The sequence below is a fragment of the Kitasatospora purpeofusca genome, from assembly GCF_034043715.1.
In the GTDB taxonomy this organism is placed as follows: Bacteria; Actinomycetota; Actinomycetes; order Streptomycetales; family Streptomycetaceae; genus Kitasatospora; species Kitasatospora purpeofusca_A.
Genome location: NZ_JAXCLC010000103.1, coordinates 1 through 18,195 on the forward strand (window position 1 = coordinate 1; position 18,195 = coordinate 18,195).

Annotated in this window: 13 protein-coding genes; 2 read left to right on the plus strand and 11 right to left on the minus strand. The window is 75.1% G+C overall.

Translation table 11 applies throughout. The features are described from left to right. From SM793_RS33805 to SM793_RS33855, 11 genes are all read right to left on the minus strand, one after another. Nucleotides 1–1,184 (minus strand): MFS transporter (locus SM793_RS33805; RefSeq protein ID WP_320442157.1); only part of this gene is annotated, 1,184 nt, incomplete at its 3' end. Nucleotides 1,185–1,281: 97 nt separating this feature from the next. Then, nucleotides 1,282–1,797, minus strand: coding sequence for a flavin reductase family protein (locus SM793_RS33810; RefSeq protein WP_320442158.1), 516 nt, complete (start codon nucleotides 1,795–1,797; stop codon nucleotides 1,282–1,284). Between the two features lie 103 nt (nucleotides 1,798–1,900). Further along, complete coding sequence (locus tag SM793_RS33815; RefSeq protein WP_320442159.1) at nucleotides 1,901–3,448, minus strand: amino acid adenylation domain-containing protein; 1,548 nt, start codon at nucleotides 3,446–3,448, stop codon at nucleotides 1,901–1,903. Continuing rightward, nucleotides 3,445–4,413, minus strand: a complete 969-nt coding sequence (locus SM793_RS33820) for a hypothetical protein (RefSeq protein WP_320442160.1) — start codon at nucleotides 4,411–4,413, stop codon at nucleotides 3,445–3,447. Before SM793_RS33820 ends, SM793_RS33815 begins: the two co-directional genes overlap by 4 nt. A gap of 1 nt (nucleotide 4,414) precedes the next feature. Next, nucleotides 4,415–5,188 (minus strand): 4'-phosphopantetheinyl transferase family protein, encoded by a 774-nt coding sequence (locus SM793_RS33825; RefSeq protein ID WP_320442161.1) that lies wholly within the window; start codon nucleotides 5,186–5,188, stop codon nucleotides 4,415–4,417. Then, nucleotides 5,185–6,396: an acyl-CoA dehydrogenase family protein gene (locus tag SM793_RS33830; RefSeq protein ID WP_320442162.1), complete on the minus strand. Its 1,212-nt coding sequence runs from the start codon at nucleotides 6,394–6,396 to the stop codon at nucleotides 5,185–5,187. The genes SM793_RS33825 and SM793_RS33830 overlap by 4 nt, the downstream gene beginning before the upstream one ends. After that, complete coding sequence (locus tag SM793_RS33835) at nucleotides 6,389–7,603, minus strand: acyl-CoA dehydrogenase family protein (protein ID WP_320442163.1); 1,215 nt, start codon at nucleotides 7,601–7,603, stop codon at nucleotides 6,389–6,391. The genes SM793_RS33830 and SM793_RS33835 overlap by 8 nt, the downstream gene beginning before the upstream one ends. Then, on the minus strand, nucleotides 7,600–7,845 hold the full coding sequence (locus SM793_RS33840) for an acyl carrier protein (protein WP_320442164.1): 246 nt from the start codon (nucleotides 7,843–7,845) through the stop codon (nucleotides 7,600–7,602). Before SM793_RS33840 ends, SM793_RS33835 begins: the two co-directional genes overlap by 4 nt. After that, complete coding sequence (locus tag SM793_RS33845) at nucleotides 7,845–9,161, minus strand: type III PLP-dependent enzyme (RefSeq protein WP_320442165.1); 1,317 nt, start codon at nucleotides 9,159–9,161, stop codon at nucleotides 7,845–7,847. Before SM793_RS33845 ends, SM793_RS33840 begins: the two co-directional genes overlap by 1 nt. Then, entirely contained in the window at nucleotides 9,148–10,671 is a 1,524-nt protein-coding gene (locus tag SM793_RS33850; protein WP_320442166.1) for a class I adenylate-forming enzyme family protein, read from the minus strand. The genes SM793_RS33845 and SM793_RS33850 overlap by 14 nt, the downstream gene beginning before the upstream one ends. After that, a complete protein-coding gene (locus SM793_RS33855) occupies nucleotides 10,668–11,960 on the minus strand; it encodes a hypothetical protein (RefSeq protein WP_320442167.1) in 1,293 nt (430 codons plus the stop codon). The genes SM793_RS33850 and SM793_RS33855 overlap by 4 nt, the downstream gene beginning before the upstream one ends. A 560-nt stretch (nucleotides 11,961–12,520) precedes the next feature. On the opposite strand from SM793_RS33855, the gene SM793_RS33860 reads away from it, so the two are divergent. After that, a complete protein-coding gene (locus SM793_RS33860) occupies nucleotides 12,521–15,913 on the plus strand; it encodes a type I polyketide synthase (RefSeq protein WP_320442168.1) in 3,393 nt (1,130 codons plus the stop codon). Next, on the plus strand, nucleotides 15,910–18,195 hold a 2,286-nt coding region (locus tag SM793_RS33865), incomplete at its 3' end, for a condensation domain-containing protein (protein WP_320442169.1). The genes SM793_RS33860 and SM793_RS33865, both read left to right, overlap by 4 nt.

Here is an 18,195-nt window from a genome sequence, read left to right on the forward strand (position 1 = left end):
TGGACCGAGCGCACGCCGCGCGACAGGTTCAGCAGCACGCACGGCGTAGCGATGAGCGCCGCGACCGCCAGCAGGGTGGTGCGCAGCCCGAGGAGCTCGGAGAGCGGACCGGCGGCGGCGAAGCCGGCGGGCATGGCGATCAACGAGATCATCCAGTCCAGCGAACTCACCCGGGCCAGCATCTCCTTGGGGAACAGCTGCTGCTGGGTGGTCGCGAGGACCTCCCCGCCGAGCGCGGTCACGGCGAAGGTGACGGCCACGCCGACGGCGACGACGAAGACCGGGGCGGGGGGAGCGAGCAGGGCCAGCGGGACGATGCCGAGCAGGGCGAGGGCGTTGGTGGTGACCAGGGGGCGCCGCGGCAGGTAGCGCAGCGCGGCCAGGCCGCCGAGGATGGAGCCCACCGCGCCGGTCATCAGGACGATGCTCCAGCCGGTGGCGCCGCCGTGGCCGTTCTCCATCACGACCGGACCCAGGACGAAGAAGAAGGCGAGCCCGAAGTTCCACACGCCCCAGGCGAACAGGTTGGCCAGGTACCAGCGGCGCTCGGCCACGATCGCCCAGCCCTCGCGCAGCTCGGTGAAGAAGTGCTGCTGCTCGGGCCGTTCCAGCGGCTCGCGCAGGTGCATGCGGGAGACCAGGACGAAGCTCAGCAGGAAGCTGAGGGAGTCGATCAGGAGCGCGATGCCCGGGGTGGAGACCGCCAGCAGCAGTGCGGCGACGGCCGGGCCGAGCACCTTGGTGCTGTGGTCGGTCAGGCCGAGCAGGGCGTTCGCCGGTTGCAGCTTCCCGGATTCGACGAGCTCGGGCACGACCGCCCTGGACGCCGGGGTGAAGAAGGCGAAGGCCATGCCGGCGACGGTGTAGGTGACGCCGAACTGCCAGACCGCCGCGTGGTCCAGGAAGACCATCGCGGCGAGCAGGCCGTAGCAGAGCGCCTGCACGGCGTCGGTCGCCATCAGGACGAGTTTGCGGGACAGCCGGTCCGACCAGACCCCGCCCACCGGCAGCATCACCACCTGGCCGACCGCCTGGCAGGTCAGCACGATGCCGACGTCCACGGCGGTGCCGCCCGAGTGGAGGATGGCGAAGACCACCGTCACCGGCATCAGGGCGTTGCCCAGGGCGGAGACGCTGCGAGCGGTCCACAGGAGCCGGAAGGGGCGGTCCCGCAGGATGCTCAACGACTTTGGCAAGGGTATGGGCACAGTGAGCCCTGCTTTCTGGGTAAGGGGTTTTCGCGGACCTGTCACGGCCTCGGGGGACGGTGGGCCGACGTCGTCAACGGACGTCCTCCGGCACGCCGGGCCCGACGGCGTACTGCTGCTTCGCGAACAGGACGGTCGTCGGTGTGTCGTCGGCCCGTGCCCACGTCACCGTGCCCGCGATCAGCGTGTGGTCCAGGAGCTGCACCGTCTCCCGCACGGTGCAGACCATGGCGACCGACGCCTCCGTCAGCACGGGCACCCCGTCCACCCGGCGCCAGGGCACGTCGGCGAACCGCTCCGCCGGGGTGCCGCCGGCGAACTGCGCGACCAGCCGCCGGTCCGACCAGGACAGGACGTTCACCGCGAAACGCCCCTCGGACCGGATGTGCGCCAGCGTCCGGCTCGTGGTGGCGAGGGACAGCAGCACGGTGGGCGGGTCCAGGGAGAGGGACATGACCGCGTTGGCCGTGCACCCGACGGGTCCGGCCGAGGTGATCACGGCGACAGCGGTCGGCAGCCGGGAGATGGCGTGACGGTATTCCTCGGCGGAGACGCTCAGCCGGCTCGGTACGCGGTCCTCGGTCCTCATGACGCTCCTTTCGGCCTTCGGCGGGCCAGTAGCACCGGGCGGGCCAGGGGTGGTCCGACAGTTCGCGTCGCAGCAGCGCGCGGCGGGAACTGTCGGACCACCCCTAGTCGCGCCGATCGGCGATCATGGCGGCCGCGGCCTGTCGGTCGATCTTTCCGTTGGTGTTCAGGGGCAACTCGTCGAGCACGGCGATGCGTCGGGGCAGCATGTACTCGGGCAGGCGGGAGCGCAGGTCCGACATGATCAGCTCCGGCCGCAGGTCCAGGCCGGTGCAGACCGCCTCCAGGGACAGCCCGGCCCGAGGGTCCGGGACGGCGAGCACGACCGCGTCGCGGACACCCGGCCGGGTCCGCAGCAGGGCCTCGATCTCGCCGAGTTCGATCCGGTAGCCGCGCACCTTCACCTGCTGGTCCGTCCGCCCCAGGTGGACCAGCCGACCGTCCTGCCGGGCGACCCGGTCGCCGGTGCGGTACCAGTGCTCGGGGGTGACCGGACCCTCCCCGGTGTACGGGACCGAGGTGCCGGTGGTGCCGTCGTGCAGCAGGAAGCGGCCCGCGTCGTTCAGCGGGTCCAGATAGCCGGGGAACCGCTGGGGGCCGCGGACGACCAGTTCGCCCTCCTCGGCCGGCCGCCCCTCCGGGTCGAGCAGCAGGTGCTCCAGCCCCGGGTGCGGCGTCCCGATCGGGACCGTCCCATTGGCCGGACGGGGCCACTGACCGACCTCCCGGGGGAGTCGGAACGCGGCGCAGCTGATGGTGAGTTCGGTCGGCCCGTAGAGGTTCTCCAGGGTGCTCAGCGGCGCGGCCCCGGCCCAGGCCTCGGCCTGCTGCAGCGTCAGCGGCTCGCCGCAGAACAGGCTCCACCGCAGGGCCGGCAGGGAGCCCGGCCGCAGGGCCCGCATCCGGCGCGCGTAGGACACCATGGACGGGACGGAGAACCAGTGCGTGAGCTCCGCCTCCGCCGCCCACCGCACCGGCGCCAGCAGGTCGCGCCGGGTGGGGACGACCAGGGTGGCGCCGCTCCCCCAGGCGGCGAACATGTCGAACACGGACAGGTCGAAGGTGAGGTCGAAGGTCTGCGACAGCCGGCTCCCGGGCCCCAGCCCGTACCTCGCCACGACGTGGTCGAGGTAGGCGCCGACATTGCCGTGCCGGATCGGCACCCCCTTGGGCGCGCCCGTCGAACCGGAGGTGAACAGCACATAGGCGGTGTCCTCGGGCTCAGCCCGCCCGCGCGGGGGAGGCCCGTGCCCGTCCGCCGCCGTCGGCGGATGCGCGAGGGTCAGGACCGGGACCGGCAGCGCCGGGGCGCCGCCCTCCCCTTCGGCCGGCTCCGCGAGGACGAGGTCGAGCCCGCCGGCGGTCACGATCGCGACGTGCCGGGCGGCCGGGAAGGCCGGGTTGAGCGGGACGACCGTGCCGCCCAGGAGCTGCACCGCGAGATAGCCGGCGTAGGCGACGACGCTGCGTTCGGCCAGCAGGCCGACCCGGCGCGGCACCCCGCCGGTCACGGTGAGCAGTCGCGCCGCGACGCGCTCGGCCGCGTCGTGGAGCTCCCGGTAGGTCAGGCGCTCCGCCCCGATCTCCAGGGCCGTGCGGTCGGGGAACTCCGCGACGGAGGCGGCGAACCACTCGTACAGGGTCTGCTTCACGGTCGTCCTCGAACGGGAGTGGCGGTGCCGGACTTCTCGACGGCGGTGATCAGTTCGGTGAACGCCTCCTCGACCAGGCCGGTCCGGGGCCGCCCGCGCGCCGCGGACATGGCGGCGATGCGCAGGATCCTGGGGACCTCCTGCCAGGCCGCGGTCTCGGCGGCGGCCCGCCCGGGATCCAGCAGGCCGTCCGTGACCAGGACCTCGTTCCGGTGCGCGTAGTGGCGGGCGGCGGCCCAGAGGTCGTCCGCGTGGCGGGCGACCGCCGCCGGGTCCGCCAGCAGCGTCGCGAGGACGTGGGACAGCACCGCCACCGGTTCGAGCAGCCACTGCCCGCCGTCCGCCGCACCGGGACGCGGGTCCCGGGCGGGCGCGGAGCCGTCCCGGGTGCGCACCAGCCAGCGGTACTGGTCCCCGGCGGGAACGGCCGTGGCCGAGCCGAGGGCCATGGCGTCCCGCCGGACCGTCTCGGGCCCGGGCTCCGCCACCGGCGCCAGGGCGCGCGCGAGTTCGGCGTCGTCCAGCCGGCCCCGGAACGGCTGCTGTTCGCCGTGCGGGGTGAGCGCGGCGAAGTGGTCGGCCACCTCCCAGGAGCCGTCGCGCTGTCCGCACACCAGGATCCAGTGCGGGGCCGCCGCCCGGCCGTACCCGGGCGCCCAGCTGAGCCGCTCGGTGTTGGCGGCGGCCAGCAGCCGGCCGCCGGCCTCCAGTTCGGCGAGCAGCAGCTCCCTGGCCGTGCTCCAGTCGGAGGCGCCCCGGTAGGCCAGCTCTCCGCCGTCCGGCGTGATGTCGACCCTGGCGTGGTGCGAGAAGACCAGTTCGCCCGCGGGCAGGTCGGTGCGCACCGCCAGGCGGGTCACCTCGGCGAACCGGTGGGACACGGCGGGGATCTCCGCCGCCAGGTAGTGGACCAGGTTGGTGGTGTAGCAGCTCAGCTGGGGCGTGGCGGTCAGGGTGTCAGGCACATCAGTACTCCGGGTCGGCGGGCAGGGCGTGGGCGCGGGCCCCGGCGCCGGGGACCGCGCGGGAGGTGAAGGCGCAGCTGAGCGGGACCGGGGAGGAGTCGCGCAGGCTGATCCACCGGTACCGGCCCCAGCGGCCGTGCCGGTGGCCCGGGGTCACGGCGATGGCCCAGGGGCGGCCGGCGAGGCCGGTGCCCGCCGCCTTGACGCACGACTCCTGGACGGTCCAGACCCAGGCGAATTCGCGGGCCCGCTCCGGTGCGGGCAGCTCTTCGAGCCGGGCGGCGTGCTCCCTCAGACAGCGTCGGAGCATGCCGGCGGACGGCTCGCCGGAGGGGAGTTGGACATCGACGCCGACCCGGCGGCCGGGCGCCACGGCGGCGGCGCTGAGGCCGCCGTCGTGGGAGATGCTCACGCCGACGTCCGGGTGCCCGAGCAGGCGGGGGCGTCCGCGCGGGTCGGGGCGGATCGGCGCGCCCGCGAGGTCGGGGCGCACCTCGCGGATGAGCCGGCGCAGGGTGGCGCGCCCGGTCAGGAACTGCTCGGCCCGCCAGGGCGGGAGGCTCCGCGCCTGGGCGAGGTCGTCGCGGTCGAGCTCTTCACGGTCGAGGCGGTCGCGGTCGAGGCGGTCGCGGTCGAGGCGGTCGCGGTGGTCGGGGCCGCCGTGGTCCAGCCGCGCCGGGTCCGTCGCCGTCCGGCCGGAGCGGTACATGACCCAGACCCCGTCCGCGACCTCGTACCGGCCACCGGGCTGCCCGGCGTGCCCCGTCGTCGTCATGTCCGCCACTCCGCCAGGAGCTGTTCGGACATGTCGGCCACGCTGTCGAGCATCAGCTCGGTCGCACCGCCGCCGATGCCGAGGACGGCGGCCTCCGCCCGGACGGTCTGCGCGCCGCCCGGGGCGAAGCCGTCCGCGCCCTGGAGCTGGGCGCACCGGGCGAGCACGGTGTCGGCGGTCAGGCCGACGGCCGACTTCAGCAGGGCGCCGGCCGACAGGTTCTGTCCCTTCGCGGCGGTCGCGGCGAGGTCCTCGCACAGCGCGCGCAGTTGGGCGACGCGGACCAGGCACTCGGCGAAGTCCCGGCGGACCACCGCGTTGTGCCACAGCGGTTCCCCGTCGACGGTCCGCCCCCGCAGTCGCTCGCGGGTGTCGGCGAGCACCCGGCCGGTGAGGGCGACGGCCCACTGCGCCCCGGCGAGCCGCTCCGTGCTCATGTGCCGGGCGAAGACGGCCATGCCGCGCCCGTTCGTGCCGACCAGGTGGTCGGCCGGCAGGCGCACCGAGTCGAACCCGAGGTGTCCGGTCGCCGCGTTCGCGAGCAGGTCGGTCGCCGCGGGCCGCACGGTGACGCCCGCCGTCCCCGCCGGTACCAGGACCCAGCTGAAGTCGGTGAAGTGCCGACCGGGTCGGCGCCGGGCCAGGACCAGCAGGAACTCGGCGCCGCGGGCGTTGGTCACCCAGCGCTTGCCGCCGTGGACGACGAGCCCGCCGTCCTCGAACCGCACCTCGGTGCCGAGCCCGCTGAGATCGGATCCGGCCGCCGCCTCGTCGGTGGCGGCGAGCGCCACCTGCGCGCTCCCGGTCAGGACCCGCTCGTGGGCGGCGGCGACCGCGGAAGGCGCGGCCCCCGCGGTGCCGGAGCGGCCGGAGCGGCCGGAGCCGAGGATCGGCAGCGCGCTGGCCGCCTGCACCAGCACGCCGAGCGTCGCCCCGTTGTCGCCGCGGGCGTCGACCGTCCGGAGCAGGGCGCCCAGCCGGGCCGGGTCCGCGACCGGCCCCAGGGCGTTGCCCTCCCGGTACAGCCGGCGCAGGACGCCGGCCTCCCCGAGCGCCCGCCACACGGCGGGCAGCGGCGCGCCGACCGGAACGTCCGCCAGGGCCCGCGCGAGCAGTTGCCGCCAGTCGTCCGGTGACAGCTCCAGGCCGGCGGACCCGGGGTCGGGGCCGGAGTCGGGTCCGGGGTCGGCGGACGCGAGGTCAGACAAATCGCACCTCGGGGTCGAGGAGGGCGAGCTTGCCGTCCGTCAGGTGCAGCCGGTCGTTGCTGTAGTTCAAGGACGCCGAGCGCAGGTCCCGCAGCGCGTGTTCGAGGCGGGTAGGGGAGCCCTTGAGGTAGCCGTGCCGCATGCCGACCGCCTCGATCAGGCCGTCGACGACCGCGAAGCACTCCTCGGCGGCCGTGATCTTGAGCGCGTTCAGCTGCAGCTGGATCCTCGGCAGGCTCAGATCGGCGCTCCGGGCGACGGTCCGCTCGGTCCGCAGGAGCAGGGCGTGCACCGTGTCCAGTCGCCGGCGGGCCTCGGAGATCCTGGTCAGGAGCAGCTCGGAGCCGAGGTCGACCCGGTTGCGGTTCTCCCGGGAGCGCAGCATCCGCAGCACCCGGGAGAGCGCGCCGGCCGCCGTGCCCAGCCAGGCCGCGGACCAGCCCAGGTGCGCCATCGGGCCGAACACCGAGGTGACGACGGTCCGGAAGCCGCCCTGTTCGCCGACGACGTGGTGCCGCGGCACCCGGCCGCGCAGCCGCAGCGCGACGCTGTGGCTGGCCCGCATGCCCAGCGGCTGCCAGTCGCCGGACTCCTCGACGGTGAGCTGGTCGCGTCGGGCGTAGACGAGCGACACCTGGTTCGGCGAGGTGGCGCCCGGCGCGAGCATCGTCACCAGGAAGCCGTCGGCGTGCGCGCCGCCGGTGACGATGGGCGCGAACCGGTCCACGTCCAGCTCGTCGCCGGCGGCGTCGAGGGCCGCCTCGGCCGTGAGCAGGTGGCCGCCCTTGCCCGCCTCGGTGGTGACCGAGGCGAGGTAGGTGCGGCCCTCGGCGACCCCGGGCAGCAGCTCGCCGCGCAGGCGCTCATTGCCGTGGCGCACCACCGCCGCGACCTGCTGGCAGTGCATCGCGAAGATCATCGCCACGGACATGTCGGCACGTCCGAGCGCGACGGACGCCTCGACCATGTCCCGGGTGCTGCCGCCGAGTCCGCCGTAGCCGACCGGTACGAGCAGCCCGAGCAGCCCGGTGCGGCGCAGCTCCGCCAGCGCTTCGACGGGGAAGACGGCGTCGCGGTCGGTCCGGTCCAGGTGCTCGGCGGTGACGGCGACGACGCGGCCGGTCAGCTCGGCCAGCCGCTCCGGCGTCGGACCGGCGACGGCCCCGGGCCCGGCCAGGACCTCGGCCCCGGCCACGGCCGCGCTCACGCCGGGCCCGCTTCCGAGGCCGCGCTGATGGCGTTCCAGAGCGTGCCGGCGGTGGCGAAGGTGGCGTCGTTCATGTCCTCGTCGGGCAGGGCGACGTCGAAGGTGTCCTCGATGGCGAAGAGGAGTTCGATGGCCTGCATCGAGTCCAGTCCCTGCTCCCGCAGCGCGGTCCGGTCGGTGATCTCCTGATCGCCGAGGAACTTGAGGAAGGGCGTGAGCAGTTCGGTGAAGCGGGGGTCCATCAGTTCACTCCAGGGGTTCCAGGGGTGGGGCCGGACACGGTGGGGACAGGGCTGCGGGTCAGTGACACCCGGGTCGTCACCGGGGCGGCGCCGGGCCGGTCGCTGTCGACCACGGCCTCCGCGGGCAAGGGGTGGCCGAGGAAGCCGATCAGGCTGGCGTGGAGTCCGTAGGCGCCGACGTTGGGCACGGCGACCAGGTCGCCCGGGGCGAGGGCGGGCAGTTTCGCGCTGCGGGCCCAGGTGTCGAGCGGGGTGCAGAGCGGGCCCGCCACGATGGCGTCCAGCTCGGGGGCGGCGTCGGAGCCGCCGGCCGTGCGGACGACGTGCGGGGTGAGCGGTGGGAGGCGGCGCAGGCCGGACATCCCGCCGAGGTGGTGGATGCCGGAGGCGAGGACGACGACGTCCCGGTCCCGGGAGCGCTTCACGTCCAGGACGGGTGTCACCAGCGTGCCGGCGGTGCCGACGAGGTAGCGGCCCGACTCGAACACCACCTCCGGCGCCCCGTCGCGCCAGCCGGACAGCTCCTCGTCGAAGAGCCGCTCCAGACGGGGGCGGAGCGCGGTGAGGTCGACGGCCGCGCCCGCCTTGGCGAACGGCGCGCCGAATCCGCCGCCCAGGTCCAGGATCCGCAGCCGCGAACCCCGGCCCGCGAGCAGCTCGGTCAACTGCCGGGCGGTGGCCAAGGAGCGCCGGAACTGGCCGTACAGGGCGTCGACCTCGGTGAGGTTGGTGCCCATGTACAGGTGCAGTCCGACGACCGCGGCCCGGGGCCGGTCCCGGAACCGCTCCGGCTCGCCCGTCACCCAGCCGGTGTCCGCGCCGAACTGCGAAGCGACGCCGGTCATCACCAGGCCCTGGCCGGGGACCGGCTGGTCGTCGTTGATCCGCAGCAGGCACTCGGCCGTGACCCCGGCCCCGGCGGCGATCCGGTCCAACTGCTCGATCGCGTAGGGCGAGTCGACGGAGAACAGCCGCACGCCGCGGGCCAGCGCCTCGCGGAGCTCGTCGTCGGACTTGCCGGGCCCGGTGTACAGGACGGCCGCGGGGTCCCAGCCGGCCTCGAGCGCCGCGCGCAGTTCACCCGTCGAGCAGACCTCCGGCCGGGTGCCGCACCCGCGCAGGGTCGTCAGCAGCGCCGGGTGCGGGTTCGCCTTCAGCGAGTAGTACAGACCGGTGCGGTCCGGCAGGGCCGCGCGCAGCAGCGCGTGGTTGCGGCGCACCTCCGCCGTGTCGTAGACGTACGCGGGCATCGGGACGCCCGCCAGGTCGGCCAGCGGGACCGGCAGCACACCGGTGTGCTCCTCAACCGCGGACATGGGTCACTCCGTTCGCCAGGGCGGCCAGCTCCTTGCGGTCGACCTTCCCGTTGCCGGTGAGCGGGAGGGCCGGCAGCACGACGCAGACGCGCGGGATCTTGAACTCCTCGATCACCTGGCGCATCGCCTGGAGCACGTCGGCGGCGGTCGACCCGTCGGTGACGGTCACGAACAGGCGGGTCGGCGCGGAGCCGTCCGGGGCCAGGACCGCCGCCGAGGCGACGGCCGGGAGCCGGCGCGCCGCCGCCTCCACCTCGACCGCGCTGACCCGGAAGCCGTTCTCCTTGTAGACGTCGTCGCGACGGCCCTCGACGTACAGGTAGCCGTCCTCGTCGACCCGGCCGTAGTCGCCGGTGCGCAGTTCGGGGAACAGCCCCTCGGTCCTGGGGTAGCGCCGGGCGGTGAGTTCGGGTTGCCGCCAGTAGCCGGACATGACGTTCGGGCCGCGGACCACGATCTCGCCGTGCTCGCCGGCCGGCAGGCGCTCCCCCTCCTCGTCGACGACGAAGACCTCGGTGCCGGGCAGCGCCAGGCCGCTGGAACCCGGCCTGGCCAGGTCCCCGTTCGCGGGCATGATGGTGCCGCGCTTGCACTCGGTGAGGCCGAACATCAGGTGGACGTCCAGCCCGGGCAGGTTCGCCCGGAGCACGGCCAGCGCGTCCTGCGGCATCGCGGCGCCGGTGTTGGTCAGCATCCGCAAGGGGGGCCTGCGGTCCCCGGCGCGCCTCAGCAGCCGCCCCAGGGCGTCGGCGACCGCCGGGACGGCGGGGAGCACGGTGGCCCGCACGGCCAGCAGGTTGGTCAGCAGCGGCGGCCCGACCTCCGCGGGCCGCCCCAGCCAGACGTGGGCTCCGCTGACGGCGCCCAGGAAGAGCTGGTAGAGGCCGTAGTCGAAGGAGAGCGGGAGCGGGCTGTAGACCACGTCGTCCGGCCGGTAGCCCAGCACCTGCTGGATCGCCCGCACCGAGAAGACCAACTGCTGGTGGGTGCTGACGACGGCCTTGGGGAGCGAGGTGGTGCCGGAGGTGTAGATCAGGCAGACCGGGTCGACGGGGAGCGGCGCGGTCGGTACCGGCTCCTGCGCGCCCTCGGGGTCGAAGGCGCGCGCGGTCGCGGTCGCGAGGTCCTCGGCGGCGACGCGGTGCTGCTCCGCCGTCGCCCGGTTGAGCACGGAGTCGCTGATGACGAGCGTCGGTTCGCTGTCCTGGAGCACGTGCTCCAGTTGCTCGCCCCGCACCTGCTCGTGCAGCAGCGAGAAGGCCACGCCCAGCCGCGAGGCGGCGTGGACCAGGGCGGGCACGGTGGTGGACGCCGGGGCGCTGACCAGCAGCCGCTGCCCGCGCCGCAGGCCGAGCCCGGCCAGCCAGGTCGCGACCCGGCGGCTGGCGTCGGCCAGTTCCCGGTAGGTGACCGTGTGGCCGTGGCAGGTCACGGCCGGGCGGTCCGGCCCGCGCGCCGCCGCCTCGTCGAGCAGTTCGTGCAGCAGCGAGGCGGTGAGTCGGTCGGTCATGAGGATTCTCCGAGGCGGGCGAGCGCGGGCCCGGCGGACGGGGACCGCCGCACGATCGCGCAGATGGCGTCGATGTCGTGCAGGTTCTCCGGCACCAGGTCGGCGGCGTCGAACTCGAACCGCAGCTCCTCCTCCAGGCGCTCGATGATCTCCACGATCCGGAAGGAGCTGAACTGCGGCACCTCCGCGAGGGACTGGCCGGCCAGGAGCGGCCCGACCGCCGTGCCGAGCACCGCCGCGGCCACGCCGGCGACCGCTCCGCGCAGTTCGGCGCCCGTCGCGGCGGACGGCCCGGCGGCGCCGTCGACGGCCGGGGCGGCGGGGGCCGGACCGAGGACCGCGCCGTCCGCGTGCAGTTGCTCGCGGAGGCGGGGCAGCAGTCCCGGGGGCTCGGTCCGGCCGCGCTCGACCCGGCGCGCGGCCAGGTAGGTCTGTTCGGTGAGGGCGCCCCAGGCGCGCACATGGGCGTCGGCGGCGCTGTCCGGGGCCGCTCCCGACTCCGCCAGGAAGGCGGCGTGCAGTCTGCGGGAGCGGGCGAGGAACCAGGTTTCCAGGGTGAGCCGGCCGAGGGCCGCGTTCCGGTCGGGGTGCCGCGCGTAGGCGTCGACGTACGCGTCGACGGCCTCGGGGCCCGCGAGGTCCGCGGTGGCCGCCACCGCGCCCGGCCCTCCGGTCGCGGGCGCCAGCTCGGCGACCAGGGCCGGGCCGGGTACGGCGGCGAGGAGGTCCTGGGCGGACAGGGTCCACAGCCCGGGACGCGCGCTGCCCCACGGGGTGTCGTTGTGGTAGCCGTCCACCACGCTGACGCCGTCCGGGCCGCTCGCACCGATCACACCGTCCGGGCCGTCCGGGCCGCCGGTCTCGGCGAGGAAGCTGTGCTCCAGGTGGCGCCGCCGGAAGTAGGGCACCCACGGCAGGTGGTAGGCGTCCGCCACCACGTAGCACCCCTCGGTCAGGGGGATGCCGGCCGCTCCGGACGTCCGGTGCAGCGAGCGCACCTCGATCCCGAGCGCGCTCCGCGCGTCGGCGAGGTGCTGCTCGACGGTCCGGGCGACGGTCGGCAGCCCGTCGGCCCCGATCACGGGGGTGAAGCGCAGCGTCGCGCCGAGGCCCAGGTGCGTCCCCGCGCCGTGCCACCGGTCGGCGAGCAGGGCCAGGTTCACCTGGAGGCAGTCGAAGAGTTCGTACGGGAGGGCGGGCGGCAGGGTCCGCGTCGTGCCGGGACTCCCGCGCCGAGCACCTCGGGCGACCGGGCCGACGACGGCGCCAGGATCAAGTCCAGTGTCCATACGGCATTCCTTCGCAGGGGAATCGGGAGGAGTGGTGGCCGGGATCCGGATCGGAGGGACATCGAGGTGCCACAGGAGGCGCACCGGGAAATCAGGTGTGTTCGCGGCTCGTTCAGCAAGCTAGCGGAGCGCCTTGATATCGCCGCCATTCGTGTGCCATGCGTCCGCTATGCAGGGCACGCTCCACGGCCGTTCCGGTGGCGTTTTGAGGGACTTGCGGCAATGTTCCGACAGTTCGGGCGAACTGATTTCCCGGACTGTCCGCACGGGGCCGCAGAGATGGCGGACGGGGCACGAACAGCCAGTTCCCGCAGCTGCCCCGGATTCGGAGAAGCGGTGATCTCCCCCCGAAAGGCATTCGGCCGACGGCCGTGGATCCACCGATTTCGCACGGCCGGCCGGCCGACGGCACGAGGCTCCGGAAAGCCTCGCCGAGGCCGGCGTATTTGTCGCGGAGGAAACTCATGCCGCACGTATGGCGCACGAATGGCGGCGATATCAAAGCGCTCCGATAGCTTCCTCGGCGAGCCACAAACCAATCCACGAGGGAGGGGGCGGCGGTGCGCCACGAGGCCTCAGGCACGAGCGACGACGACCTTTACGGGAACGGTCGGGCTGACAACTCCGACGCGAACGACAATTCCGGCACCGGTGCCGGGGCCGCCGGAGTCGGTGACCTCGACATCGCGGTGATCGGCATGGCGGGCGCCTTTCCCGGGGCGCCCGATCTGGACCGGTTCTGGTCCGTCGTCCGGGCCGGGCGGCGGACGGTGCGGACGGTCCCGGCCCCCGGACTCGGGGCCGGTGGTCCGGCCCCCGGCGCCCCGACCGCCGTGCGCGCCGGCGGGGTACTGGACGGGGCGGAGCTGTTCGACGCGGCGTTCTTCGGCTACAGCCCCCGTGAGGCCGAGCTGCTCGACCCCCAGCAGCGGGTCTTCCTGGAGTGCGCCTGGACCGCCCTGGAGGGCGCCGGCTACGGCTCCCCGGTCGGGCGACCGGTCACCGGCGTCTACGCCGGGGCCAGTCTGAGCACCTATCTGATCCGCCACCTGCTGCCCGATCCGGGCCTGGCCGAGCTGCGCGAGGAGCAGTTGCTCGGCAACATGACCGACACCCTGGCCACCCGCGTGGCCTACCACCTGGACCTCTCCGGTCCGGCGCTGTCGGTGCAGACCGCCTGCTCGACCTCCCTGGTCGCGATCCACCTCGCCTGCCAGGCCCTGCTCGCGGGTGACTGCGAGATCGCGGTGGCCGGGGGCGCCTCGGTGCGACTGCCGCAGCTGTCCGTCCACGACGGCCGGGGGAACGGCATCCTCTCCCCCGACGGCGAGTGCCTGCCCTTCGACGCCCGGAGCGCGGGCACCGTGAGCGGCAACGGCGTCGGCGCCGCCGTGCTCAAGCCGCTGGCCGCCGCGCTCGCGGCCGGCGACCGGGTGCACGCCGTGATCAAGGCCACCGCCCTCAACAACGACGGCCGCCGCAAGGTCGGGTTCACCGCGCCCAGCGTCCAGGGCCAGTCCGCCGTCCTGCGGGCCGCCCAGGACCTCGCCGGGGTCCACCCGGCCGACATCGGCTACCTGGAGGCGCACGGCACCGCCACGCCGCTGGGCGACCCGATCGAGTTCGCGGCACTCGTCGAGGCCTTCGCCGGACGCGACCCCGAGCGCGACGGGCGGTGCGCCCTGGGCTCGGTCAAGGCGCTGACCGGGCATCTGGACGCGGCCGCCGGCATCACCGGGTTCCTCAAGGTCGTCCTGGCCCTCAAGTACGCCGTCGTGCCGCCGAGCCCGTACTTCGGCGAGCCGAACCCCGGTATCGACCTGGCCGGCAGCCCGTTCGAGGTGCCCACCGCCGAGCGGGTCTGGGAACGGCCCCGCGGCGGACGGCGCCTGGGGGCGGTGAGCGGCTTCGGCATGGGCGGTACCAACGCGCACGTGATCCTCCAGGAGGCGCCCGACCGGGCGCCCGCCGGTCCGCCGGTCCGCGCGCGGCAGTTGCTCGTCCTCTCGGCCCGCACCCCGAGCGCGCTCGACACCGCCAGGGAGCAACTGCGCGAGCACCTCCGTACGGGGGCGGGGCCCGGCTCCGGCGACCTTGCCCAGACGGGCGGGACCGCCGACACCGGCGACACGGGGGACACGGGGGACACGGGGGACACAGGGAACAGGGGCGGCACCGGCGACGCCGCCGGGCTCGCCGACACCGCGTTCACCCTCCAGCTCGGCCGGGCCGCCTTCGCGCACCGGCTGGCCGTGACCGCGGACTCCACCGCGGCGGCGATCGCCGCGCTCGCCCCCGGATCGCCGCAGGCCCTGGCCGGCCGGGCCGGGACCGGGCGCCGCGACCTCGTGTTCATGTTCTCCGGCCAGGGCGCCCAGCACGTCGGCATGGGCGCGGGGCTGTACCGCACCGAGCCCGCGTACCGCGACGCCTTCGACACCTGTGCGGACCTGCTCCGGCCGACCCTCGGCCGGGACCTGCGGGACCTCGTCCTCGGCGGGGCCGCGGCCGACCGGGCGGCGGGCACCGCGACGGACCAGGCCGACGCCGAGCCGCTGCGCCGGACCGAGTTCGCGCAGCCCGCCCTGTTCGCGGTCGAGTACGCCCTCGCCCGGCTCTGGGAGTCCTGGGGCGTCCGGCCCGCGGCGATGATCGGACACAGCGTCGGCGAGTACGTGGCCGCCTGCCTGGCCGGCACGATGCCGCTGCGGGACGCGCTGCGACTGGTCGCCCTGCGCGGACGCCTGATGCAGGCGCTGCCGCCGGGCCGGATGCTGTCGGTCGCGCTGCCGGCCGAGGAGGCCGAGCGGTTCACCGGGGGCGAGGTGGCGATCGCCGCGTCCAACGCCCCGTCCCTCACCGTCCTGTCCGGTCCGGCCGAGGCGCTCGACGCCGTCGAACGGAAGCTGGCCGCCGAGGGGGTCGCCGTCCGTCCGCTGCACACCTCGCACGCCTTCCACTCCCCCGCGATGGATCCGGTCCTGGAGGACTTCCGCGCTTTGGTCGCCGCCGTCCCGCTCGCGGAGCCGGCCCTGCCGTTCGTCTCCAACCTGTCCGGGACGTGGATCACCGGCGAGCAGGCCACCTCACCGGACTACTGGGTGCAGCACCTGCGGGGGCAGGTCCGCTTCGGCGAGGGCCTCGCGACCCTCGCCGAGGCCGGACCGCTGGCGCTGGTCGAGGTCGGACCGGGCACCGCCCTGACCACCCTGGCCCGGCAGCACCCCGCACTGTCCGGGAACCTCGTGGTCAACAGCCTGCCCGCACCCGGCCGCCCCGACCCGGCCGACCGGACCGTGACCGAGGCCCTGGCCCGGCTGTGGCTCACCGGGACGGAGCCGGACTGGACCGGCTACTGGCGCCACGACCCGCGCGGGCGGGCGGAGCTGCCCACGTACCCGTTCGAACGCGGCCGCTACTGGATCGACCCGCCGTCCCCCGACGCGGCCTCCGGCCCGGTTCCCCTCGGGGACGGCGCCGCGGCCGACTCCCTGCCGCTCGTGCCGCCCGTGCCGCTCGCCGGCACCGGACCGGCCGCCGCCACCGCCCCGGCCACGCACCCCCGGCAGCTGGCCACCCCCTTCGTCGCGCCCCGCGACGAGCGGGAGGAGGCCGTCGCCAAGATCTGGGGCGATCTGCTCGGCATCGCCGACATCGGCGTCCACGACGACTTCTTCGAACTCGGCGGCCACTCACTGCTGGCCACCCGGGTCGTGGCCCGGCTGCTCGACGTCCTCGGCGTCGAACTCCCGCTCGGCGCCGTGATGAAGGCGCCGACCGTGGCCGCGCTGTGCGACTACGCCGACGAGGAGCTCATGAACGCCTATCTGGACAGCCAGTCACCGTCCCCGTCGCAGCCGCCGTCCCCGTCACCGTCCCCGTCCACGTCACAGCCGCCGTCACAGCCCGCCGCCGATCCGTCGGCCGACCCCCGGAACGAGGGTGTCCGATGACCGAGACCGTCCGTGAGCCCGCCCAGGAGATGTCGGCGGACACCCGCGCCGCACTCCTCGCCCGCCTGCGCGCCGAGAAGCGTGCCGCCGCCGCGGCCGGCCGGCCGCGCCCCCGCGACCCGGGCCTGGAGCTGGTCCCGCTCAGCCCGGCACAGGAGCGCCTCTACTTCCAGGACCTGCTGGACCCGGGCAACCCGGCCCTCAACATCACCGTCTCGATCCGGATCCGCGGCGCCGTCGACCACGCCGCCCTGGAGCGCGCCCTGGCCGTGGTCGTGGACCGCCACGAGGCCCTGCGCACCGCTTTCGTCGCCGGTCCCGAGGGCCCGCGCCAGCGCGTCGTCCCGGCCGGGCCGGTCGCGCTGTCCGTCGAGGCCGGCGCCGTCGAGGCCGTCGACACCGCCGCTGCCGCCGGGACCGGCACCGCGCCGGACCTCGACGCGGCCCTGCTCCGGCACGCCCGCACCAGGCTCGACCTGGTCACCGGCCGCTTGCTGTCCGCCGCGCTGTTCCCGGTCGGCGGCGACGAGCGGCTGCTCCAGATCGTCGTCCACCACATCGCCTTCGACGGCTGGTCCACCTCCGTCCTCGTGGGCGAACTCGTCGAGGCCTACCGCGCCGACACCGGGGACCGCCCGCCGAAGCTCGAAGCCCTGCCGGTCCAGTACCCGGACTTCTCGCTGTGGGCGCGCGAGCGCGCGGCGGGGGAACGCCAGGAGCGCGCCCTCGCCGCGGTCCGCGACCGCCTCACCGGCGCCCCGTTCGTCCTGGACCTGCCCGCCGACCTGCCCCGGCCGGCGCTCCAGACCCACAACGGCGCCCTGACGCCCCTGGTCCTGGACGCCGGGACCAGCGCGGACCTCGCCGCCCTGGCCCGGTCCGAGGGCACCACGCCGTTCGTCGCCCTGCTCGGTGTCCTGACGATCCTGCTCTCCCGCGCCTCGCAGGACGCCGAACTGGTCGTCGGCTCCCCGGTGGCGGGGCGCACGCGTCCCGAACTGGAGCCGATGATCGGCTGCTTCGCCGACATCCTGGTGCTGCGGATGGCCCCGGCGGCCTCGGCCACCTACCGCGACCTGCTGCGCGCGGCGCACGAGGAGGCCGGCCGGGCCTACGGCGACCAGGAGGTCCCGTACGCCAAGGTGGTCGAAGTCCTGGCCCCGCCGCGCGACCCGTCCCGCAACCCGCTGTTCCAGGTCATGTTCGGCTTCCACGAGGTCGTCCCGGCCCGCTTCGACGACGCGGTCCCGGCCTTCACCGTGGAGACCCGCGACAACGGCGTCACCGACTTCGACCTGTTCCTGAACATGGAGCGCCGCGCGGACGGCTGCTTCGAGGGCGAACTCCGCTACAACACCGACCTGTTCACCGCCGAGGCGATCGCCGACCTGACCGGGCGGTTCGCCGCTGTGGCGCGCGCCGTCGCCGCCGCCCCCGACACCCCCTGGACCCGGCTGGCCCCGGCACGCGCCGGACGGGTCGCGCTGGCGGCCTCGTTCCCGGTCGAGCCGGTGGTTCCGGTGGTCCGCGCCTGGGCCAGGCACGCCGGCCTCGGGCTGGACTTCGAGGTGTCGTCCGAGCCCGGCCCGGTGGCCGGCCGACTGCGCGCGCTGAACGGCGTGTTCGGCCTGAACCCCGGCGCGGCGCACGTGGTGCTGCTGCGCTGGGAGGACCTGGTCAAGGCCGGTGCCGTGCGGGACCGGCGCGACCCGGAGGAGGTCGGCGCGGCCCTGGACCGGGGCCTGGTCGAACTCTGCGACGCCCTGTCCGCCTACCGTGCCTGGTCCGAGGACCCGCTGACGATCGTGCTCTGCCCGCCGTCGGCGGCCTGGTCCCGCTGGCAGGGCACCGAGGTCTTCGACGGAGCGGCCCGCCGGCTCGACGAGGCCCTCCGGCGCTGGTCGGACGTCCGGGTCCGCACCGCGCGGGCCGAGGCGCCGAAGGGCGCCGGGAGCGGCCGGAGCGGCGGCTTCGAGGCCATCGACGGCTCCGAAAGCTTCGGCGGTTCCGACGGCTCCGACGGCTCCGACGGCTCGCACGGCTTCGACGAGGAGCAGGAGGACGCGGACTTCCTCGACGGACTGGACGCCGTCCCGTACGCCGGCGGCGACTTCTACGCCCGGCTCGGCGCCTCCGTGGTGCGCGAGCTGCTGCCGCTGACCGTCCGCGACGAGGACGGCCGCCCGGCCGAGCTCACCCCGGTCTGGCCCTCACGGCTGGGCGGGGGGGGGGGGGGGGGGGCGCGCCCCGCCCCCCCCCCCCCCCCCCCCCCCCCCCCCCCC